This is a genomic window from Candidatus Terasakiella magnetica, assembly GCF_900093605.1.
In the GTDB taxonomy this organism is placed as follows: domain Bacteria; phylum Pseudomonadota; class Alphaproteobacteria; order Rhodospirillales; family Terasakiellaceae; genus Terasakiella; species Terasakiella magnetica.
This window is the reverse complement of record NZ_FLYE01000045.1, coordinates 144820-166726: the sequence shown is the minus strand read 5'-3', so window position 1 is coordinate 166726 and position 21907 is coordinate 144820. Positions and strand designations below refer to the sequence as shown.

The 21907-nt window shown below is 47.8% G+C and carries 18 protein-coding genes; 12 read left to right on the top strand and 6 right to left on the bottom strand.

The window, feature by feature from the left end:
• Position 1: 1 nt before the first annotated feature.
• Genes lptG through rsmA form a run of 4 tightly spaced genes read left to right on the top strand, consistent with a single transcriptional unit; the run spans position 2 to position 4272 of the window.
• A complete protein-coding gene (gene lptG / locus MTBPR1_RS14150; protein ID WP_240492918.1) occupies positions 2 to 1105 on the top strand; it encodes an LPS export ABC transporter permease LptG in 1104 nt (367 codons plus the stop codon).
• A complete protein-coding gene (locus tag MTBPR1_RS14145) occupies positions 1098 to 2453 on the top strand; it encodes a peptidylprolyl isomerase (protein WP_083223105.1) in 1356 nt (451 codons plus the stop codon). Before lptG ends, MTBPR1_RS14145 begins: the two co-directional genes overlap by 8 nt.
• A complete protein-coding gene (gene pdxA, locus MTBPR1_RS14140) occupies positions 2450 to 3451 on the top strand; it encodes a 4-hydroxythreonine-4-phosphate dehydrogenase PdxA (RefSeq protein ID WP_069189666.1) in 1002 nt (333 codons plus the stop codon). Before MTBPR1_RS14145 ends, pdxA begins: the two co-directional genes overlap by 4 nt.
• On the top strand, positions 3448 to 4272 hold the full coding sequence (rsmA, locus tag MTBPR1_RS14135; RefSeq protein ID WP_069189665.1) for a 16S rRNA (adenine(1518)-N(6)/adenine(1519)-N(6))-dimethyltransferase RsmA: 825 nt from the start codon (positions 3448 to 3450) through the stop codon (positions 4270 to 4272). Before pdxA ends, rsmA begins: the two co-directional genes overlap by 4 nt.
• Before the next feature lie 3 nt (positions 4273 to 4275).
• Here the strand turns inward: rsmA and MTBPR1_RS14130 are convergent, their stop codons facing one another.
• Both MTBPR1_RS14130 and MTBPR1_RS14125 read right to left on the bottom strand, forming a co-directional pair.
• Positions 4276 to 4959, bottom strand: coding sequence for a Crp/Fnr family transcriptional regulator (locus tag MTBPR1_RS14130; protein ID WP_069189664.1), 684 nt, complete (start codon positions 4957 to 4959; stop codon positions 4276 to 4278).
• Entirely contained in the window at positions 4956 to 5651 is a 696-nt protein-coding gene (locus tag MTBPR1_RS14125; protein WP_069189663.1) for a Crp/Fnr family transcriptional regulator, read from the bottom strand. The genes MTBPR1_RS14130 and MTBPR1_RS14125 overlap by 4 nt, the downstream gene beginning before the upstream one ends.
• 159 nt (positions 5652 to 5810) lie before the next feature.
• Between MTBPR1_RS14125 and MTBPR1_RS14120 the strand changes: the two genes are divergently transcribed.
• From MTBPR1_RS14120 to MTBPR1_RS14110, 3 genes are read left to right on the top strand one after another with little or no spacing between them, the layout of a single operon-like run.
• Positions 5811 to 6812 carry a glycosyl transferase family protein gene (locus tag MTBPR1_RS14120; RefSeq protein ID WP_069189662.1) on the top strand — a complete coding sequence of 334 codons (1002 nt, stop codon included), beginning with the start codon at positions 5811 to 5813 and terminating at the stop codon, positions 6810 to 6812.
• Positions 6805 to 7560: a uroporphyrinogen-III C-methyltransferase gene (cobA, locus tag MTBPR1_RS14115; RefSeq protein ID WP_069189661.1), complete on the top strand. Its 756-nt coding sequence runs from the start codon at positions 6805 to 6807 to the stop codon at positions 7558 to 7560. The genes MTBPR1_RS14120 and cobA overlap by 8 nt, the downstream gene beginning before the upstream one ends.
• On the top strand, positions 7553 to 8377 hold the full coding sequence (locus MTBPR1_RS14110) for a CbiX/SirB N-terminal domain-containing protein (RefSeq protein ID WP_069189660.1): 825 nt from the start codon (positions 7553 to 7555) through the stop codon (positions 8375 to 8377). Before cobA ends, MTBPR1_RS14110 begins: the two co-directional genes overlap by 8 nt.
• Positions 8378 to 8391: 14 nt before the next feature.
• On the opposite strand, the gene MTBPR1_RS14105 is transcribed toward MTBPR1_RS14110, so the two are convergent.
• On the bottom strand, positions 8392 to 12615 hold the full coding sequence (locus MTBPR1_RS14105) for a methyl-accepting chemotaxis protein (protein ID WP_069189659.1): 4224 nt from the start codon (positions 12613 to 12615) through the stop codon (positions 8392 to 8394).
• Positions 12616 to 13006: 391 nt separating this feature from the next.
• Between MTBPR1_RS14105 and MTBPR1_RS14100 the strand changes: the two genes are divergently transcribed.
• The 4 genes from MTBPR1_RS14100 to MTBPR1_RS14085 all read left to right on the top strand — a co-directional run bounded on the left by MTBPR1_RS14100 (position 13007) and on the right by MTBPR1_RS14085 (position 18333).
• Positions 13007 to 14398 carry a S8 family peptidase gene (locus MTBPR1_RS14100; RefSeq protein ID WP_165602680.1) on the top strand — a complete coding sequence of 464 codons (1392 nt, stop codon included), beginning with the start codon at positions 13007 to 13009 and terminating at the stop codon, positions 14396 to 14398.
• 78 nt (positions 14399 to 14476) lie between these two features.
• Entirely contained in the window at positions 14477 to 16975 is a 2499-nt protein-coding gene (locus MTBPR1_RS14095; RefSeq protein ID WP_069189657.1) for a hypothetical protein, read from the top strand.
• 62 nt (positions 16976 to 17037) lie between these two features.
• Entirely contained in the window at positions 17038 to 17322 is a 285-nt protein-coding gene (locus MTBPR1_RS14090; RefSeq protein WP_069189656.1) for an ArsR/SmtB family transcription factor, read from the top strand.
• A gap of 57 nt (positions 17323 to 17379) precedes the next feature.
• On the top strand, positions 17380 to 18333 hold the full coding sequence (locus MTBPR1_RS14085; RefSeq protein WP_069189655.1) for a permease: 954 nt from the start codon (positions 17380 to 17382) through the stop codon (positions 18331 to 18333).
• A 48-nt stretch (positions 18334 to 18381) separates the two neighbouring features.
• Here the strand turns inward: MTBPR1_RS14085 and MTBPR1_RS14080 are convergent, their stop codons facing one another.
• Genes MTBPR1_RS14080 through MTBPR1_RS14070 form a run of 3 tightly spaced genes read right to left on the bottom strand, consistent with a single transcriptional unit; the run spans position 18382 to position 20853 of the window.
• Complete coding sequence (locus tag MTBPR1_RS14080) at positions 18382 to 18897, bottom strand: DUF934 domain-containing protein (protein ID WP_069189654.1); 516 nt, start codon at positions 18895 to 18897, stop codon at positions 18382 to 18384.
• On the bottom strand, positions 18884 to 20542 hold the full coding sequence (locus MTBPR1_RS14075) for a nitrite/sulfite reductase (RefSeq protein WP_069189653.1): 1659 nt from the start codon (positions 20540 to 20542) through the stop codon (positions 18884 to 18886). The genes MTBPR1_RS14080 and MTBPR1_RS14075 overlap by 14 nt, the downstream gene beginning before the upstream one ends.
• Positions 20543 to 20559: 17 nt before the next feature.
• Positions 20560 to 20853, bottom strand: coding sequence for a DUF2849 domain-containing protein (locus MTBPR1_RS14070; protein WP_069189652.1), 294 nt, complete (start codon positions 20851 to 20853; stop codon positions 20560 to 20562).
• Positions 20854 to 21085: 232 nt separating this feature from the next.
• On the opposite strand from MTBPR1_RS14070, the gene MTBPR1_RS14065 reads away from it, so the two are divergent.
• Positions 21086 to 21694, top strand: a complete 609-nt coding sequence (locus MTBPR1_RS14065; RefSeq protein ID WP_069189651.1) for a response regulator transcription factor — start codon at positions 21086 to 21088, stop codon at positions 21692 to 21694.
• Positions 21695 to 21907 lie beyond the last annotated feature (213 nt).

Sequence of the window (21907 nt, the reverse complement as noted above, 5' to 3'; positions counted from 1 at the left end):
TATGATACGTTTAGCCCCCACCCTTTCGATTTATATCGGGCGTCATTTCCTCACCCATTTTGCGATTTTGATGTTGGTCTTTTTAGGGCTGATTTTCCTGATCGATTCTATCGAGTTATTGCGTCGTTCTTCCAACAAAGAAGGCATCACCGCCTTTCTTGCCTTGCAAATGGCGCTTTTAAAGCTGCCCCATCTGGGCCAAGAAACGTTTCCCTTTGCCGTGCTTTTTGCCGGTATGTCGGCCTTTAGCCGCCTGACCAAATCCCATGAATTGGTGGTCACGCGCGCTGCTGGCGTTTCAGCATGGCGTTTTATGACGCCTGCTATTTTGGTTGCCTTTGGTCTAGGGCTCTTCCAGATCATGGTGGTGAACCCGCTTGGTTCAGCCTCCTTGAGTGCCTATGAGCAGATGGAAAGCAAATATTTTGATGGTAAAACCAACCTTTTGAGCCTGTCTGCCAATGGGTTATGGTTGCGCCAAAGCAATCTGGATGGGCAGTCCGTTTTACATTCGCGCTATGTGTTGCAGCAACAAGACAGTGTGGACTTAAATGACGTCACCATCTTTGTTTATAAAGACCGTGATAATTTCTCTCACCGCATCGAAGCCGATCGAGCCTCGCTTGAAGACGGGTTCTGGCATCTTTATGATGTGCAGGTTCATATTGTTGAACAGCCAACAGAGTTTAACGAAGAGCTTTGGTTTGAAACCGACCTGACACTGAATAAAATTCAAGACAGTTTTGCCCCGCCAGAAACCATGTCTTTTTGGTCCCTGCCCGGTTTTATTGACAATATGGAACGCGCAGGCTTTAGCGGCAAACGCCATAAACTGCACTGGCACAGCCTGTTATCTGCGCCCTTCTTGCTCGCTGCGATGATTTTAATCGCCGCAACCTTCACCTTGCGCCATACGCGTAAAAGCGGCACGACCTTTGTGGTTGCGGGTGGTATGCTGACAGGGTTTATCCTTTATTTCTTCTCTGATATCTCCATGGCACTGGCCTTATCGGGTAGCATTCCCGTGCTTTTAGCCGCATGGGCACCAGCGTGTATTTGTCTGTTGCTGGGATGTGCGATGATATTGCACCTTGAAGATGGTTAAAGACTATACTTCTTTGAAAAACTGTATAAATTATACGGCTATAGTAAAAACTCGAAAAAAACGATCCGCCATGATGAACCGCACCTGTTTTAATTTAATGATTTCCCTGTTGTTTACAGGTTTTTTCCTCTTGCCTTTAACTGCAAGCGCGCAAGGGGTTATGCGCATTGCTGCAGTGGTCAATGATGATGTGATCTCCGCCCTTGATCTGGCCCAACGTGTGCGCTTAACAATCGTTACCTCACGCATGCAAGATAGCCCACAAGTGCGCAAACGCTTGGCGTCCAACATCTTGAAATTAATGATTGATGAGCGCCTTAAAGCACAAGAAGCTAAAAAACTTGGCTTTGGAGCAAGCGACGATGAAATCAAAAATGGTCTGGTCGGTTATGCTCAATCACAAAAGATCAAACCGGAAATGCTGGTGCCATTCCTTAATAAAATCGGTGTGGATATTGAGGTTTTAGAAGACCAAGCCATTGCAGAAATCACATGGACAAAAATGCTAACACGACGCGGTGGTGAGCGCACACGTGTGAGCGAAAAAGAGGTTGATGACGCATTTGCCCAGATTCAAGCCAATAAAGGCAAGCCGGAATATCTCTATTCTGAAATTTTCATTCCTGTAGAAGCGCCCTCACAAGACGGGGCTGCGCGCCAGATGAGTGAACGCCTGATCGGTCATATCCAAAACGGCTCTCCCTTTGCAGCCCTTGCACGGGATTTTTCCCAAAGCCCCTCTGCTGCAAATGGTGGTAAGTTAGGTTGGGTCCAATCTGGCAGTATTTCAGCCAATATCGAAGCAGCTCTGCAAGCTATAGAAGAAGGTGGTTATTCCCCCGTTCTTCGCACCCAATCAGGTTATTATATCCTACAGCTTCATAAGATGCGTATTTCAGGGCAAGAAGAGGATGACGAAATCCTTGATGTGGCCCAAGCGGTCTTGCCTTTTGCCCCCAATATGGCAGAGGACCTGCGCAACGCAAAACGTGCCGCAGCGCGTAACCTTGCTTACGAGGCACAAAGCTGTGACAATCTGGTTGAGCTGGCAAAAAAGATTGAAGGTGGACTTGGCTCTCGTTTTGCCAATGTGAAACTTTCTTCCATGCCAGGTGATATCCGCACAGTCTTAAAACCACTTCGCGCCAACCAAATCACAACGCATGAGCAGAAAAACAAGGCCGTACTGGTTTTGATGGTGTGTGAGCGCAAACCCGTCCCAAAAACGCCGGATATTGCCAAGAAAAAACGCCTCAAGCAGCATTTGCGTATGGAAAAAATCGGTCGCGAAAACCGCCGTATCTTGCAAAGATTGCGCCGCAATGCGTTTGTGGATATCCGTCTATGATCCCACCGCTAGCGCTGACAATGGGGGAACCCGCCGGGATTAGCGGGGAAATCACATTAAAAGCATGGCGTGATCACCGGGATAACCTCCCAGCCTTTTTCCTAATTGATTGCCCCCATCGCATCAGTCACATCGCCAATCAATTGGGCTGGACCATTCCAATTTGCCCCATTGAGGACCCTGCCCAAGCAAAAGATGTATTTGTTGATGCGCTGCCCATTCTTGAACATCCCGTTACAGCGGGTGAGCCGGGCATTTTAAGTAAACATAGCGCAAAGCCTGTTATCAACTCTATTGAGCGCGCAGTTGAATTAACCCAAAAGGGTGCAGCAGCAGGGATTGTGACCAACCCTATTCATAAACATAATCTCCATAACGCAGGTTTTAACTTTCCCGGTCATACGGAATTTTTAGCTGATCTGGCAGGCATAAGCACGCCGCCCATTATGATGCTGGCTTGTGATGAGTTGCGCGTTGTGCCCATCACCGTTCATGTCTCTCTCTCTGAGGCAATTAAAGAGCTCACCACTGAGCTGATCATTGAAAAATGCAAGATCACAGCCCATGGCCTTGAGATGCGCGCGGGCATTAAACACCCTCGCCTTGCCCTTGCTGGGCTTAACCCCCATGCAGGCGAAGATGGTGATATGGGGCGCGAAGAAATTGATATTATTGCCCCTGCTGTTAAACAGCTTAAAGCCGAGGGCTTTAATGTAACGGGCCCCTTGCCACCTGATACCATGTTTCACAAAGAAGCGCGCGAACAATATGATGTGGCCATGTGCATGTATCATGACCAAGGGCTTATCCCCGTCAAGACACTTGCCTTTGATCTGGGGGTGAACGTAACATTGGGCCTGCCCTTTATTCGTACCTCACCTGATCATGGTACGGCACTCAATATTGCAGGCACAGGCAAGGCCAGTGAGAATAGCCTATGTGCAGCCATAAAAATGGCAGGTGACATGGCACAAAGACAGAAAGAACAAAACCAATGAGCACAGATACCCTTCCCCCTTTGCGCGATGTCATCGCCAAATATGATCTGGCGGCAAAAAAATCATTGGGTCAGCATTTCCTGCTTGATTTAAACCTGACAGGCCGCGTTGCCCGCGCTGCAGGTGATTTAACTAAATGCACCGTCATTGAGATCGGCCCCGGTCCCGGTGGGTTGACCCGTGCCTTGCTTGCAGAAGGGGCAAAAAAAGTCATTGCGATTGAGCGCGACCAACGCCCCATTGCAGCCTTAAACGAAATTGCCGCCGCCTATCCCGGTCGCCTTGAAATCATTGAAGGCGATGCGCTTGAGATTAATCCTGCCAGCTTGTGTAATGGCCCGAGAAAGATCGTTGCCAACCTGCCTTATAATATCTCCACACAACTGGTTTTAAACTGGCTTGAAAACATCACCGATTATGAGCGCCTGACACTCATGTTCCAAAAAGAAGTGGCGGACCGTCTGGCAGCACAACCACGCAGCAAAGAATATGGTCGTCTTTCAGTTTTGACCCAATGGCTGTGTGATGTGCGCACAAACTTCAATATCAAACCAAGCGCCTTTACCCCACCGCCCAAGGTCATGTCCACCGTGGCAAGCCTTGTGCCCCATGAAAAACCACTTGTTGAAGTGGAACAGGCAAAGCTTGAACGCGTCACCCAAGCCGCCTTTGGGCAACGCCGCAAAATGTTGCGCGCCAGCTTAAAGACTTTAGGGGTCAATGGGGAAGAACTGGCAAAAAAAGCCGGGATCGAGCCCACAAAACGCGCAGAAGAACTTAGTGTTCAAGATTTCTGCGCTTTAGTGCAGGCCTTAGACTAAAGATCACGCTTGGCAAAAAGCTCTTAGTTTTTCAACATCTGCCACATGAAGGGTCGATTTTTGACAATCCACCCCAAGGTCGCGCAGACGCGTGAGCGCACGTGATAAGCTTTCCGGCTTCATCCCAACGCGCGCAGCGATTAAATGCTTATCATAAGGCAACTCCACCGCTCCGCCTTCACTATCTTCAATGAGGGAGAGAAACAAAGTGCCCAGACGTTGAGCGGGAGATTGCGTTTTAAGCTGGATGATCTCACCTTGTAAATCACGATAACGCGTTGCAAGTTTCATCAAAATGGACTTGCTGATATTGGGGTTTGCTTTCAAGTTTTTCAAGAAAGGGGCTCCTTCAATGCGCACAAGGCGTGAGGGTAAGACTGTCTCACAATTAACAGGAAAACGTGCGGAGGCAAACATGGCGGCTTCAGCAAAACTGTTTGGCGCATTATAGACTTCGACGATACTTTCTTCGCCCTCTTCATTGGCGGTAAAAAGCTTCACCCGCCCACTCAGGATGATATAAAAACGATCGGCCTTATCGCCTTGGGAGAACAACAGGCTCCCTTTGGCTTCTTCAATCAAAACGGCAGATTGCAGTAACTCTTCAAGGTCATGGCGTGGTAATCCATGAAAGAAAAGGACTTCTGAAACTTCATCAAGAACGTCAGGGGTTAAAGACTTGCTCATGCCATTTCCCCTTCAATGACCATATCATCAAGACCGCAATATTCCCCAAGGGCTTCAACATCTGCGATCATTATCTGGTTCTTCTTACTTTCAACGCCAATGGCTTTTAATTTTGCCAAAGCGCGAGACAGACTTTCCGGCTTCATCGCCAAACGCGCGGCCAGTAATTTTTTCCCAAAGGGAAGATCAATGGTCACCTGCCCTTCTTCTTTGGTGGTCAGGCCCAAAATATAAGCCCCAAGGCGGCGTGAGGTGTTTTTAAGGTTCAGATCATTGATCTCTTTAACCGCGCCGCGCATTTCAGCAGAAACCCGCGCAAAAACCGCCATCTGAAATTCAAAGCTTTCTGAAAGTAAATCCTGAAAGGCTTTGGCGGGAAGGCGAAAGACTTTGGCCTTTTCAATGGCTTGGGCAGTATTGCAATAAGCCCCGCCATCACAGACTTCAGCCAGACCAAGCATGCGCCCTTTGGTGAGAATATCCACAACGGCTTCTTCACCTTCATTTAAAGACACCGATGTTTTAATGCGTCCGCTAATAATCCATATCACGCCTTGGGCCTCTTGGGCTTCTTTACAAAGCACATCACCTTCTCTCAAGTCTTGAAACTCGCCAAGTTGAGCAATCTTTTCAACGGCGCTTGCGTCAAGGCGCATCAAGATTGGTAAGCGTGAAAGGATGTCCATATTCATATATTTTACACCAAAAAGTCTGTTTTACAGTTAAACACAGCACTATTGTGCAGGCAACAAAGGTAAATTTATGGCACATATATACATATTGTACTTTCCCTTAATCATGGAAAGTCATATGTAATAGGCATTATCAATAAATGATACAAAAGATTTCCCATGGCTAACGAACACCCTTTTGCACAATATATCCGTATCATCGGTAAAGGCCCGCGCCTTTCACGCCCGCTTACCCGTGAAGAAGCCCATGATGCCACCACAATGATTTTAAAGGGTGAGGTTGACCCGGTTCAACTGGGCGCTTTTCTATGCATTTTGCGTGTGCGCTCAGAAGACCCGCAGGAAGGCGCAGGTTTTATCGATGCCGTGCGTGATGATTTAAAGCTTCCCTCATCCCTTCCAAGTATTGATTTGGATTGGCCAAGCTATGCAGGTAAAGCGCGCCAACTGCCTTATTATCTTTTAGCCGCCCTTGCCATGGCCAAAAGCGGGATTAAAATTTTCATGCATGGGGCCGCAGGCCACACCGAAGGCCGCCTTTATACGGAGCAGTCGCTTGAGGCCTTGGGTATTGATCAGGCAAAATCCTTAGAAGATAGCGCACAAAAGCTTAAAGATGGCAATTTCGCCTATCTGCCCCTTAAACAGATCAGCCCTGTCTTACAAGAGATCATCGACCTTAAGGCCACATTGGGCGTGCGCACACCAGTTAATACATTTGCGCGTATGATCAATGCCTTTGATGCACCAAATGTGATGCAATGTATCACCCATGCGGCCTATCGTGAAATTCACCGCGATTGTGCGGACCTTTTGGGCCAAAAACGCATGTGTGTCTTTAAAGGTGAAGGCGGCGAGATTGAACGTCGCGCTGCCAAGCCTGTAAATGTACAATATCTCATTAATGGCGAGCGTTTTGATGAAGAATGGCCCGCCGTCCTTGAGGCTGAGCACGCCGCCCACGATACAGAAATGGATATCAGCCGCCTAAAAGACATATGGGCAGGCAAAGATACGCACCCTTACGCCATCTCAGCCATTACAGGTACCATTGCCATTGCCTTGCGCTTAATGGATAAAGCCAGCAACCCGGCACAAGCCCAAGAAGAAGCGGAAAAACTATGGGGTGCGCGTAACATGGATAAAATTCCTTATGCCTGATCCCCAAACACAAAAAGGCCATGTCGTGCTTGTGGGTGCGGGCCCCGGTGACCCGGACCTTTTAACCCTGCGCGCGCTAAATTATATCCAAAAAGGCGATGTGATTGTGCATGACCGTCTGGTCAGTGATGACATCCTTAGCCTCGTGCCTGAAGGGGTGGAAAAAGTATTTGTCGGTAAAGCGCCCGGGCGACATATCCTTAAACAAGATGAGATCAACGACCTTTTGGTGGAACTTGCTAATAAACACAAGCTGATCATCCGCTTAAAAGGCGGGGACCCTTTTGTTTTTGGTCGCGGTTCTGAAGAAGCGGAATATCTTTTAAAACATGGGATTTCCTATGATGTTGTGCCCGGTATTACAGCCGCGGCTGGTTGTGGTGCGGCTGCACGCATACCACTAACCCACCGTGGCATGGCGCGCAGTGTGCGTTTTATTACGGGCCATCATAAAGAAGGTCATGGGCTGGATATTGACTGGGCTTCGCTTGCTGATCCTGAAATGACAGTCGTGATTTATATGGGGCTTAAAAACCTCAATAACATCGTTGCCAATATGGTTCAGGCCGGACGTGCACCAGACACCCCGGCTGCCATTGTTGAAAATGGCGCAACAGATAAACAGCGCATTGCCTATACCACGTTGGGGAACTTACCCACCACGCGCCTTGAAGGGAATTTTAAGCCCCCCTCTTTATTAATCGTCGGCCAAGTAGTTGAGGTTGCCAAAATATTGAACAATGATTGAGCGTTTAAAACAAACCACATTGATCATTGCCGGACATGGCTCCAGCAAAAGCCCCAATCAGGCCCGGCCTGCGCGCAAACATGCCGCCCATATTGCCAAGAAGGGCCTTTTTGCTGATGTTAAAACCGCCTTTTGGAAAGAAGACACCCGTTTAAAAGACGTGCTTGAAGGCGTCTTAACCCCCGAAGTGGTGATCGTGCCCAACCTTGCCTGTTCAGGCCATATCAACAAGGTGGTCATTCCGCGAGAAATGGGCCTTAAAGGCGAGCTTACACAAACAAATACTCAACGCATCCATCTGTGCAAACCCGTTGGTGAACATGAGGGCTTACCCGCCCTTATTGCCAAGCGCTTAAAAGAAGTGATGCAAGAGCGCGACCTTGCCCCAAAAGACACCACCGTCTTTCTTGTCGCCCATGGCAATCCCAATCCTGATCGCCCGGCTTCGCATGACACGACTGTCATGATGGCAACGCGCATTTATCAGCATTATCCCCTCCATGCGATCCTGCCCGCTTTTTTAGAGGAAAAACCTTTCTTAAAAGGCTGGAGCAAGCGCACGACCACAAAAAACATTATCGTGCTGCCTTTTATGATTGCGGCAGGCACCCACGGTGCGCGCGATGTCCCCCGTTTTATCGGCGTTGAGCCCACTGAAAAACAAAGTATGGAGATGCGCGAGAACGCCATCCCCGCTGGCCCGTTTGAAGTTGAGGGTCATCACCTTTGGATCATGCGCGCCATGGGCTCACATCCCACCATCGCTGATTTTATTGTTGATATCGCTGAAGAACGTCTCTCAGAAGTTCCTTACTAGGTCCTGACCCTAGATTACTTTGGTTCTTGGCCCAAACCTGCGCAAAGTGCGAGATAAACTTTACCCACGTCTGATCCATAGAATGTATTGGCAAGGATACCATGTTGGTCCTTATCCTTGGCTTGAGCAATCAATTGCTCAAACTCTTTAAAGTAACGGTTTACGTAGGTTCTAAAGTCTTCATGGTCACGGTAGGTATCTTTTAGGGCATTCAGCTTGTTGCGGTCTTTAAGCCCGGCAAGTTTACGCACAAAGATGGAACGATCCCCACGGGTAAAGCGACGCCATTCATCCTCAGTAATCCCGATCTCAAGCTCACGGGTGATATCCACACCAAGAGATTGAAGCGATTCAACAACAAAGGCATGACGACGCATAAATTCTTCGGTACCTGCCTTGCTGTCCACTGCTTTCAAATCCATGGAAAGCTGCTTGGCATGTTTGTTTGCATCGCTCATAGACTTGGTCTGTTTTTCAAGCTCCTTGGCAGCGCCATGGGCCTCATGGGCAGCATCAGACCATGTTTTGCGCAAGAGTTCTGAGCGTTTTTCCAGGTTCTCATCCCATGCACCGAGTTTTTCCATGGCAAGGTCAGAGACTTGTTGAACATCACTGGCGCGCTCTTCAAGCCCGTCCGTTGCCTTGCTGATCTCAGACACAGTCTGGTTCATGGTGCCGGCAAGCTCATCCATCTGCTGGCGAACAGCGGCGCCTGCAATATCAAAGCCTTTCCTGATTTCTTTCGCCCCATCTTGTGCTGCACGTGTTTTGCGCTCAATCGATTTACTGACTTGATCAAGCTGTTGCGAAGAACGCTCCCCTGCAGACAGCACTTCCTTGGCACGCTCTTCCAAGTGATCAGCAGCTTGAGATATATCCAGATGGATTTGTTCTGCGGCATTTGACACCAGTTCAGAACGATCACGAATAATCTCACCAGCCTTATCCACACGTTGAGCTGCTTTTTCAGAACGCCCTTCAATTTGCGTCACAAACTCCTGCATGGCCGAGATTGCATCTTTCATCTGAGTGATGCTTTGATGGGTGACTTCTTCCACATGATCGCCGCTGCGTTCCATATTATGGGTAACAGCCTGCATTTCAGCATTTGCCGTTTCACTGGCGGCTGTTGCATCACGGCTGATGATTTGCATTTTCTGCGCCATTTGTGACATGAGCGTTGCCGCACGGGTCATGGAGGTTGAGATATTATCTGTGCGATAATCAAGCTCGTCACCAAGTTGGTTAACCCGTGAAAGGGCATTATCAGTTACATCATTAACCTTGTTTTTCTGGCGATCCAACTCTTCAGAAACCATCACCACCTGATTGCGCGCATCGGTCACAGCCGTGGTCATATCAGCACCACGTTTTGATAAGATCTCACCCATTTCAAAGAGGGTGCCTTGCGCGCCTTCAGCTAGCGCATCAAGCGAGACCAGATGATCTTTCAAATCTGTCCCCATCTTGGTGAGCCGCTCAGAAGTTTGCTCAGTTGCTGCCAAGGCTTGTTGGGTTTCTTTTTGCGTAACCTCACTCACGTTCGTGATTTGATGTGACACATGATCGGCAGATTGCGACATGCGCAGGGCTTGTTCTTCCAAATCAGCCGTGGCTTTTTCAACGCTCTCCACAACACTTTCAGCCTGCGTGCCCACACGTTGCACGCGTTTGGTCAGGCTCACACCCGCATCTTCAACACGGTGTTCCATATCCATAACCGTATCAGCCAAAGTTGCCCCAGCCTGATCTGCCACTTCATTGACACGCAAGGCATGGTTTTCCAAGCCTTCACCAATTTCAAAGATGCGCTTACCTGCATCTTCAGTGGCATTCATCATCGCATCGCGTTGGCGTTGGAAGCCAGAACCGACCAGCCCCATAAGCTTCGCTGCCCGATCAGACGCGCCTGCCATTTCATGACCACTTTGGCGAATAGAAGATTGCGCTTGTTCAAGCTGCTTGGCAGTTTGTTCGGCTGTTGTCTGCAAGACAGCGGTTTGATCATCCAGACGCTCAGAATAACCTTCCATTTGATTGGCAGCAGCATCGGCTGTATTTTTCAGGGAACGTGTACTGGTCTGCAGGGTCTTATCCATATCATGCAGACGTTCCACTGTTCTGGCACTTACTTGGTCAAGCTCAACTGTGCGGCCCTGCAAGGTCTCACTCACCGTGCCCATACGTTCCGCGGCTTCACTGGAGGCTTTATCCAGACTACCTGCATGATGAGATAGGCGACGCCCGGCTTCCGCCAGTGCATCGCGCGAGGCCAATGAGGTTTTTTGCAAACGCTCATGTTGCTCAGAAATTTCACCGCCCAAGGATTTCAGATTAATATCTACATCATGGGCGCTATCGCGAATTTCATCCATACGGTTGATGAGGTGATCCGTCTGGATTTGGGCTTTTTCACCAAGAAGGGTGACTTCTTGCGCGCTACGACGCAAGCCTTCTGTCGCCATATCAATACTATCCACACCCTTATCGCTCAATATCGTTAAGTTTTGTGAGCCATCATGAAGGGCAGCACTTACATTTTGGATACGGCTGGCTGCATTGGTGGCAGAATCGATCAAATCAAGAGAACGTTTTTGCAGCTGAATACCCGCATTTTGCAGACGCTGTTCAGACATGTCAGAAAGCTCGTCCAGCTCATCCATACGTGTGCGTAAAACTTCACCAGTGCCTTGAAGCTGTTGGCGGGTTTCCTCACCAATCATTTCCATATCACGACCAGCTTCTTTGATTTGTTCATCAACCTGCTTGATATGTTCAATCGCTATATTGGAAGCACTTGTGGTTTTCTGCGTTGTTTCATGAACCGCATCATTGAGCTTGCCTGTGCGATCCAAGGCGCGTTCAGTCGCTGCGTCCAGCTCGCGCGCTTGTTGGCGAAAACCATCTGATGTTGCGCGCATGCCCATCAATGAATTATCCGTTGAGTTCATCAATTGCTGGGCGCTATCTGTTAATGTGTCGCGCATATCGCGCACACGATCACTCACATGGTCAGCGGTTTTATTAAGCTCGCCTGTTTGTGCAGATAGATTATCCTGAATTTGCCCCGTCTGGGTTTGGACCAGTTCAGCCGTTGCATTAAGCTCTTTAAGCTGGCGCTCAAACGCCTCGCCCATGGCCTCGCCCTGTTCACGCGCATCATCCGTATTCTTGCGAAGCTTAAGGGTATGATCGGCCAATGACTTGGCACTGTTTGTGATACGGTCTGCGGCTTCATCAGCGGCCCTGCTCACATCTCCCATGGTGGTAGACAGAAGTTCACTTATTTCTTCACTGCGACCCTTGGCATTTTCATAAATAGTTTCTAAGGCCTTACCTTCGCGTTGGAAGATCGAGGCTGTTTCTTTGGTTTTATTAACCACCCCGTCAGATACACGGTCAAGGTCTTGAGAACGGCGCTTTAAAGTTTCGGCAATATCTTCGGTTCGGCTAGAGGCACGCTCAGATACATTGACCAAATCATGAGCTTGATGGTGCAGCACATTGCCGACTTCGCGCGCACGATCAATCGCGCGATCAGAAACATTTAGCAGATCTTCAGCTTGGCGGCGAAGTGTATCTTCAGCCTCCTTCGCCTTGATATCCGCCTCGTTTGAGACTTCAGAAAGTTCCACACTGCGTGAGCGCAAAAGGTCATGGATTGCACGAGAGCGCACCAGCGCATCTTCTGAAGCACGGGTTAATTCTTGGGTTTGTCCACGAAGGGAGTCTGTAATGGAACGCACGCGCTCTTCTGCATGTTCAGATGGATAGACCATGCGACGCAGATACCAGCGCAAAGCCTGACTTTCATTTTGAAGCAGGCGGGAACGTTCCAGATAAGCTGCGATTAGCCATAACAAGGCAAGCGGGGTTACAAGACCAGCTGCCAGCCCGCCAATCTCATGGGGCATTAATTCAGTTAGGGTCGACCAGCCAAAATAGGTTTCAATATAATCATACGATCCATAAACCCAGCCGGCGGTTAAAAGCGCAGCCATAATGGAAAGCAGGCGATAGCGCACATAAAATGGCGCGGTCCAATCTTCCGCCGCCAGTTCTTCCACATCGACCATACGGTCGCCATCTTCCAACAAATACTCTTTTTGCAAAGGTGAAAGCTCAGGCATTTCTGCCTTTCCTTCATCCGTTACCTCAGAAGAATTTGCCGTTTGATTATCTGCATCAAAAGCAACCTCAATTGAGCTGCCTTCACGTTTAGAACCGTCGTTACCCATTATGCCACTCTAGCCAAAATTTTATCGGCGTCGAAAAAATGCCTCACACCCGTTCATATTTTCTTTGCACGTGATCAAAACGTCATTTACGATACATAGTCACGAAAAAGACAACTTTTAAGACCTATTCTTTCTGTCACCCCTAAAGGCAAAGTCAAAGAAAATGCGAACATTAAGAAAATATACATGTTTTTCAGCAAAAATACATAGTTTTGCATTCATTTTTTCAATTTTATTTTCATATGCGACTCCGCAGTTTTCTCAGGCTTTTGCCGAAGATAAGAAAGATCAAATAGAAATCTTTAAAGCCCCCTTGACCCCTGAAGCCATTGAAGGCGAGTTCCTCGTCCATTTCAAAAATGATAAATCATTGAAATCAATGGCAAAAGGAATGAAACCCACCTGGGCCAGCAAGCTTGGAAAAGGTGTTGAGATTGACACCAGCCTTTCCACATTCAACATCGCCCATGTAAAAGTTGCCAATCCGGCCTCTTCAGGCCAATGGGACAATTTGGCAGGCATTATGTCTTCTGATCCCAATGTGGAAGCGGTTGAGCCAAACTACCTTTATCACGCCACTGCCAGCCCGACCAATGATGAATATATTGATGATCTTTGGCATCTCAATTCAGTCTCTGCCTTTAAAGCGTGGGACCGCTTGCCGAAACAAGAAAACGGCAAAGACATTATTGTTGCCGTTGTTGATACGGGCATTCAGCTTAACCATGAAGATTTAAAGGGTCATATCTGGAAAAATACAAAAGAGATTCCGGGCAACCTTGAAGATGATGATGGCAATGGATATGTGGATGATCTCACGGGCTGGAATTTCCACGATAACAACCAGATGCCTTATTCCCATCTTAACCCTATTCCGGTTGCCAGTATCGACCCAGACACAGGGCGCTTTAAATGTAGCGGTCATCCAACCAAAAAAGATTATGAAATTCACGGCACCCATGTGGCGGGCATTATTGCCGCAGCACAAAACAACAATATAGGTGTAGCTGGTGTCTATAACCGTATTAAAATCATGCCCTTAAAGGCCCTTGGCGGTCCTTGCGGGTATGGCGATAGTAAAGCAATTTTAAGGGCCGTTCTGTATGCCTATGTCCATGGGGCCAAAATCATTAATATGAGCCTTGGCGGCTATGCCCATTCAGAAATGGCCCAAAGGGTCTATGAGTTTTTAAGTAAAGAAGGTGTCCTTGTTGTTGCCGCAGCAGGCAACGCACAAAACAACAATGATGGACGTTATAAAAGCTATCCGGCGAGCTATCCAGCAAATGGTATTTTAAGCGTTGCCGCAACAGATAGCCAAGACCACCTTGCGGAATTTTCAAACTATGGCAAGCGCGGCGTTGACCTTGCCGCCCCCGGCGTGAAAATCCTCAGCACCGCCCCGCGCGACATTAAAAAAGACTGGCCGCAAAGCAATTATATTGCCCTTTCTGGCACCTCCATGGCTGCCCCGGTTGTGAGTGGGGCTGCGGCTATTTTGCTCGCACAAAACCCGAAACTAAATAACATCCAGCTGAAAAACATGCTCATGTCTGGCACCGACAAACTCACCAATCTAAAAGGTAAAGTCCTTACTGGTGGGCGCCTAAACATCGCCAAAGCCTTGAGCCAAAGAACAGTTGTGACAAAGCAAAAAAAGAACGAGCGCACACAAAGACAAGAGCCCACCCCTGAAATGCAATCCAGCTCCGGCCCCGCCTCGGTTGGTGGCATTCGCATTTTTGATAGCCGCACAGGCAGTGAAGAGCGTATGAAATGGTAGGTTTTTCCTTGCATCCGAGCGCGTGAAATCGCAATATCCGCAATTGAGTTAATTTTTTTGCGAATAAAGTACGAGTTGATGGGCAAACAAGGGCAAATCCATAGTCTCAAGCATTCTTTAAAGCTTGGGGTTTCCTTAGGTATCTGTATGTGCCTAAGCCAAGGTGTGTGGGCGCAAAACACATTTGACCCGTTTGCCCCCAACACCGTTGCGCCAAGTGAGCCCATGGCCGCCCCAACTGCGCCAACACCAGTGGCCCCAAAGCTGCCACCACGCCCCGTAAAGCCCAGCGCCCCCGAGCCAGCACCTATTGTTGAAACCATCACGGTTGAGCCGACACCTGTTACCCAAGCTCCATTGAGTGTTGAGGCTGCACCTACCCCTACTGTAAAACTCGCTGAACCTGTTGTTGAGACACCAAGTTCAGAACCGTCTTTACTGGATAAATTGAGCAAGATTTTTGATCGGGTCGAGGAAGCTGAACCAGAAGCTGTTGTTGAAGAAGCACCTGAACCTGTAATCCTTGAAAAAGCACCAACACCAACGCCTGCGCCAACACCCACTCCCACACCTGAGCCCGTTGCTGTAAAACAAGTTGAAGCGCCCCTGCCCTATAGCGTGCCAGCAGACCCCAGTGTAACCGACCCATTTGCCCCAAATGCTTTGGCCCCACAATTGCCAGCAGACGTACCACTTGCCCCACAACCAACTCCGGTTTATGTGGAAAAGCCAAAACCAGAAGTAATTGTTGAAGCGCCAAGAGTAAGCGAACCTGTTGCTGAGCCCGTTATTGTCGAGGTCGAAAAAGAAGAAGAGCCTGAACATAAAAAAGAAGTCGCACAGGCAGAAGAAGCGACCAAAAACGAGCCTTCTTTCTTTGATCGTTTAAGCAATCTGTTTAGCTCTTCTGAAGAAGAAAAGCCTGAAGAAACCGTTGAGGATATCAAGTTTGTTGAAAAGGCACCTGAAGCCGTGCCTGAAGTCACGCCTGAACCCGAACCGACCCCTGAACCTGCTGTTGAGCTCACCAAGAATGAACCAGCTTTAGAGCCCTCGCTCTTTGATCGCCTTGGTAAGATGTTCAAACCAGCCGAGCAGGAACAGCCCGTAGCCACAAGTGTTGCAGATGAAGAGATTAAATCGGAAAAAGCTGATCTGGATGAAATCTTTGAAGAAGTCACCTCTCACCCCATAAAAGAAACCGAGCAGGTTAAAGCTCAGCCGCAGGTTATTGAAGAAACACCCGCCACAGATGAGCCTTTTTCAAGCCAAACTGTTGCCCCGTCTCTGCCTAGTGAGCCCCCTGTTGTGGAGCCACCTGTAACAACAGTCCTTAACGAAGAACCAAAACCCGGTCTCTTTGATAAGATTGGCAATCTCTTTACAACAGAAAAACCTGAGACTGAAAGCGTTGCTCAAGAAATTGTAGAACCTGTTGAACAAACTGAGCCCGCTCAAGTCATCGTTAAAGAAGAAGCGCCTGTTAAAGCCATTGAAGAAGTTAAGGTCGAGCAAACAGATCAAAAAGGCTTCTTTGATCGTGTTGGTGACTTCTTTAGCCCAAAAGACAAAGAGCCCGCCCCAAGCGTTGAAGAAACGCCACAAGCTATTGAGCAGGTTAAATTGCGCGAACAACCTGCTACGCCTGAATATAAGCCTGTTGAGATAGAAAAACCGGACAATCCTTTTGCCGCACAAAGCGTGGCACCAGACATTCCTTCTGCACCGCCTGTTGTTGAAAAACAAGCTCCAACAACACAAGAAGAACCTGAGTCCAAAGGGCTGTTCGACAAAATCGGCAATATGTTTGGCGAGGAAGAAAAAGAGCCTGAACCTCAAGAAGTTGCGAAAGCCGTGCCTGAAGGTGAAGGCTTCTTCGGGCGCATGAAAAACCTCTTTAAAGATACCTTTAATGAAGCAGAGCCTGAAGAGCGCCATATCCTCATTAAAGAAAAAGAACCTGTACAAAAAGAAGAGGTTAAAAAACCTGTCGAGCCTGTTGTTATCAAGGTAGAAAAACCAAAACCTATCGACCAGCGCTTACTTAAGGCAAACTTGGGGCTTGGGCGCGATATTACATTGGGCCAAGGTGATGATGAGCTCAGCAAAAAGGCAAAATGCTTCACCAAAAACCGTGGCACCATTGCTTTTTGCATCACCCCTACCCGTTGGCCAAACAAGATCAGTCATTATTTTGATGTTTCAAGCCACCTTTATCGTGGGCGACAAGGTATTGTCCAGTTTGATGGCAGCATCGCCACGCGTGTCTTTAGCATGTTTAAGACCGATGGTTTTGATGAGATCATCAAATATTACGAAGATAAATACGGCCCTGCGACCAAGGCCTTTGTGCGCAAAACCCGCACCCTTAGAAAAGGTATTATCCAAAACCCCACTTACGTCTGGCGCAAAGACAACCCGGATGAAGGATTGGTCGAAGTCTTTGAAATCCGCAAAATTGCAGATATTCGCGGCTCCATCCCCGATATGGAACGCGGGGCAATCCGGGCTTATTTTGAAGGTGCGCGAGAGATCTTCTCTCTCACCTCTGATCTTGATTATATGAAGCTGAAATAACAGAAACTTAAATATTTCATTAAATATTGAAATATAGAATAAAGCAGAGTATAATCCTTCTTATGGATCAAGAAATCGCAGTTAAAAGATTAGGTGAGCTCGGCCACAACACGCGAATGTCTGTGTTTCGCCTGCTGGTCAAAGCAGGTGACAAAGGCCTTCCCGTTGGAGAGGTTCAAAAAAGGCTGGAAATCTCAGCCCCCAATCTGTCTCATCACCTACATCGCTTAATTGCTGTTGGACTGGTCAAACAAGTCAGAGAAGGCCGCACATTGCACTGTTTTGCCCAACTAGACGCCCTTCATGACGTCATGGGCTTTTTAGATGCGGAATGCTGCACTCTTTAATCTGTATTTTTTTACCCAGTTATTTCAATAATTGTGGAAATATTTAAAGGTGTGATTATGGATATCACCGGGATCATCGAGTTCCTTCAAAGCCCTGAAGGGCTTGAAATGCTCAATCAAAGCGCTTCTATGTTTGTAGAGCTCTTCTTGGAACTGACCGTTTTATTTTTGGTCATCAGCTATAGTGTGGCTTTGTTAAACCAGAAACTCCCTGCTGAAAAAATCCAGCGTATCTTGGGCGCACAAAGTGGTCACGGCTATTTCAGGGCTGCGGCCTTAGGCGCGATCACGCCCTTTTGCAGCTGTTCAACCATTCCCATGCTGGTGGGGCTCCTAAAGGCACGCGCAGGCTTTGGCCCGACCATGACCTTTTTATTCACCTCCCCGCTGCTTAACCCCATCATCATTGCCCTTTTCATCCCGGTGCTAGGACTTAAAGTGACCATTGCCTATGGGGTACTGGCCTTGAGCATTTCCCTTATTGCGGGGGTCTTACTACAGCATTTTGGTTTTGAAAAATATATCAACCCAGAACTTCTGGAAGATAAACCCACCTCGTGCTGTAATAGCGGATGCGGCAGTAAACCCGTAAAAGAACCAACCCTCTGGCAAAAGGCATGGGTGGAATGCTGGTCCTTATTTAAACAGATGTTTCCCTATATGGTCATTGCTATGCTCATCGGCGCACTTGTCCATGGCTTTGTCCCAGCCGAGTTCTTTAGCCAAGCTGCTGGCCCTGATAACCCGGCGGCCATCCCCACAGCGGCGGTTATCGGCATTCCGCTTTATGTACGTGTAACAACGCTTTTACCCTTGGCAGGTTCCTTCGTTGCCAAAGGGGTGAGTATGGGAGCTATTATCGCCCTTGTTATTGGCAGTGGCGGAGCCAGCCTGCCCGAAGTCATCTTGTTGAAAAAGCTGTTTTACTGGCCGCTTTTACTAGCTTTTTTACTGGTGATTTTTTCAATGGCAGTGATTGGCGGTTTCGTCTTTAACCTGTTCATCATTTAAAATGAAAAACGCCATTTCCTCAATTTAAGGAAATGGCGTTTTTAAAATTTAAGACGCTGCTTTTGCCAGACGCCTTCTTTCCCTTAGGGAAGAGACCGTCCTGCGACCATCCCCTGTGGGCTGATAGAAGGTTGTCATCTCCGCCTGTGCATCCAGCCAAGTTTGCAAGGCTTTTTGGTCATCTGCTTCAATTTCATATGCATCAAAACCACAACGGTTCATCAAGAACAATTGGTCATGGGACACATCACCAATCGCACGAATTTCACCTTCAAACTTATGACGCTCCCGCAGTAGGCGTGCATAGCTATAAGCACGCCCATCACCAAACACAGGGAAATTAAGCGCGATGACCTGAAAGAAAGTCAGGTCCGCAAAAATTGCTGAGGGGTTTTCATCACTTTGCAGGATTAAACCAAGGTTGTCCCCACGTGCGAGCAACTCTTCGCGTTGATCTTGCCAACGCGCAAGCGTAACGATGATATCACCTTCAGGTAAATCCGCATCATCTGCCACAAAGGTCCAGCTGTCTTTAACGACAAGGTTGTTTTTAACGAGCGCCATAAAGAGCCTCCTTAAAGGGTTGTTCACCGACACGGTCAAAGGCATCAAGGAAGGTTTCTTCCTTGCTTTCACGCAAAGAAATATACGTATTTACAACAGTTTCAACCGCATCAACGATCTCATCTGTTGAGAACCCGGCCCCAACAATTTTACCGATATTGGCATTTTCATCAGCGCGCCCGCCAAGGGTAACCTGATAAAATTCCTGGCCTTTCTTATCCACACCCAAAATGCCGATATGACCAACATGGTGGTGGGTACAAGCGTTGATACAGCCCGAAATCTTGACCTGAATTTTACCAATATCATGCTGGCGATCCAACTCACCAAAACGCTCACTAATGCGCTGTGCAAGCGGGATAGAACGAGAATTGGCCAGCGCACAATAATCAAGCCCCGGACAAGCAATCAAATCCGTAATCAAACCAGAGTTTGGTGTTGCAAGGCCTTGTTCTTTCAGCTTTTGCCACAGAACATACAGATCATCACGTTTTACATGGGCAAGAACAAGGTTCTGCTCGTGGGTTGCGCGAATTTCACCAAAGCTATATTGGTCTGCAAATTCCGCCAATGCATCCATTTGGACATGGCTGATATCACCGGGAATGCCGCCAATGGGTTTCAGTGAAATATTAGCAATGGCATAGCCTTGTTGCTTATGTTCTTTCACATTATTTTGTACCCAATAGGCAAATTCCTGATCTTCCTGAACTTTTTCAGAAAATGTCGGGTTCAAGCTTGGCAATACTTCAAAGGCAGGTGGTGTGAAATGCGCGCGCATTTCTTCCAGCTCATCTTGTGGCAATTGCAAAGCACTGTCACGAATGGCTTCCCATTCTTCTTCCACAAGTTCGCCAAACTTATCAGCGCCAATTTCATGGACCAGAATTTTGATACGGGCTTTATATTTGTTATCGCGACGGCCGAACTGGTTATAAACCCGCAAGATCGCTTCAAGATAAGATAGCAGGTCTTCTTTAGGCAAAAACTCACAGATGGTTTTACCAATCATGGGCGTGCGACCAAGGCCACCGCCGACCATCACTTCAAAACCAAGTTCACCTTGATCATCACGGCGAATACGCAGGCCGATATCATGGATTGCAACAGCGGCGCGATCGGTTGGTGAGCCCGTAACTGCCATTTTAAATTTACGCGGCAGATAGGTAAACTCAGGATGCATGGTTGACCATTGGCGGATTAGCTCACACCAAGGGCGCGGATCTTCCAGCTCATCAAAAGCTGCCCCGGCATATTGGTCAGACGTGGTATTGCGAATACAGTTACCACTGGTCTGCATGGCATGCATCTGCACTTTAGAAAGGTCTGTCAGGATATCTGGCAAATCAACCAGCTTGGGCCAGTTAAACTGGATATTCTGGCGCGTGGTAAAGTGACCATAGCCTTTATCATAAGTGCGCGCGATATAAGCAAACTGGCGCAATTGCGTACTGTTCATCGTGCCATAAGGAATGGCGACACGCAGCATATAGGCATGGAGCTGCAGATAAACACCGTTCATGAGACGTAGTGGGCGGAATTCTTCTTCACTCAACTCACCACTTAAGCGACGGTTCACCTGACCACGGAACTGTTCGACGCGTTCGTCAACCAGCTTTTGGTCATATTCGTCATACTTATACATTAATCTCGATTCCTTATTTATTTAGCTTGATAGCCAAGATCGGGGCGCACAGAAGGACCTTTTGTGCGAATCATTTCACGGTAACGAACAGGAACAGGCTGAGTGCCTTCCTGTTCAACATCAATGAGATAAGGCCCAACAACAATCAACTGATTCGCATCATCAGATGCGCGCTCAAGTAGTTTTTCGCTTTCATCGCCATTTTCGACGATTTCAGCCTTAGAAATATCATTGTACCATTGACCATCACTTGCGTAAAAAACAGCAAGGCCATCGTCCAGACGATTAGCGGTTACGACTTGGTTAGCCATTAATAAAAGCCTCAGTTTATCTTCATTTCCATAGCGCAGAACGCTAAACTGAAGCCTATATGAGCCCTTTTACCTAATTAGTCAATATTTTTTGTTATTTATTTTTATATAACAAATTATTTCGGTACTTCAAAAGACTTGCCTCTTATTTCAATATCCCTCTTGATTCCAAAGCCCTTTTATTAGTACCCTATTTCCTACCCTTAAGGAATAATACTAGGATAATAATTAAGTGGCCGCGATAAACGTATATCTTGTAGATGACGACCAAGACCTCTTGGACTATTTGGAAACTGCAATGACGACAGATCAACGCAAGGTCCATACCTATGCGTCTGCCAGCCAGTTTCTTTCCCAAGTCGATAACATCCCTCAAACCGGATGTGTCGTCCTTGACGTCAATATGCCGGAAATGGACGGGCTTGAGCTTCAAAAGAAACTCAATGAAATGAAGTTTCCCCTGCCTATTGTATTCCTGACTGCACATGCCGAAGTGCCTATGGCGGTTCAAGCCATGCAAGCTGGCGCGGTTGATTTTATCCAAAAGCCGGTACAGCCAGATGAGTTAATTGCCTGTGTGGATCGCGTCAGCGGCACACCGCAAAAAAACCTCCCTTCTGCAGAAGAAGCCGAGATCGTTAAAAAAACGGTTGATGAACTTACACCGCGTGAGCGCGAAGTGATGGATTTGATTGTTAAAGGTGCCTCTAACAAAGAAGCGGCTCAATCCTTAGACATCAGCCCACGCACCGTGGAAATTTATCGCGCAACCGTCATGCGTAAAATGGATGCACCGAACCTACCAGACTTGGTACGCAAAGCCATTGCCATTGGCATGTAACTTCAGCCTTTTGCCTTCTGGTAAAAGCGCGTAATTTTCTTGCAATACCACTATCCCCCTTGCGCAAGCGAGGGGCTATTGCTGCCAAGTCCGTCTAATTCCCAAAAAAGTGCGAAGAATAGGGCCAATGGTCCTTATATCTCTTGACATTTGCCCCTCTTAAATGCGATTTCACGCTGTCCAGATTATCATAATCTGATGACCCCTTGAAAT